The organism is Pseudomonas sp. RIT-562 (genome assembly GCF_026241895.1).
Classification (GTDB): Bacteria; Pseudomonadota; Gammaproteobacteria; order Pseudomonadales; family Pseudomonadaceae; genus Aquipseudomonas; species Aquipseudomonas mandelii_F.
On sequence record NZ_JAPJIV010000063.1, the window covers coordinates 1 to 465 of the forward strand.

A 465-nucleotide genomic window follows, 5' to 3' on the forward strand; every position below is an offset into this window, starting at 1 on the left:
TCGCCAATTACGAGCGCAACCTCAGGATCGTCCGACCGCGTTTGTAGGACCGCCGCTGATATGACGACGGCCACTACCAAGGTGAACAGGGATCGACGCCAGCCGATCCATCGAATCGGAGTCATCTCAGTCCTCCGCAGTCAGAGAAATTCCTTAAGGCTGAATCGAACATATGACCTGGGATATGGAGGAGAACTGTATGTGCGTCGGGCTGAAGACTCATGGCACCCCCCACGACTTAGCGACTTCCAGCGTCATGAGATAGCGCTCCTCAGTGGGGCGCTTTTTGTCCTTGAATCGATTGACCACCAGCATGATCTGGTACTTGTCGCCCGCTCGCCAATACGCCACTCCACCCTTGTTTACATCGCGCAATTGAGCGCGCCATTGCGGGGTGTCGGCGAAGGATGGGGACCTATCGACACCTACGGGAATCCAGCCACCCCGGCGCCATTGAGCTTGGAG

At 57.0% G+C, this 465-nt stretch carries 1 pseudogene; it reads right to left on the reverse strand.

The features are described 5' to 3' along the window. Positions 1-219 precede the first annotated feature (219 nt). A pseudogene (locus ORL50_RS28755) lies at positions 220-465 on the reverse strand (hypothetical protein); the annotation flags it as partial.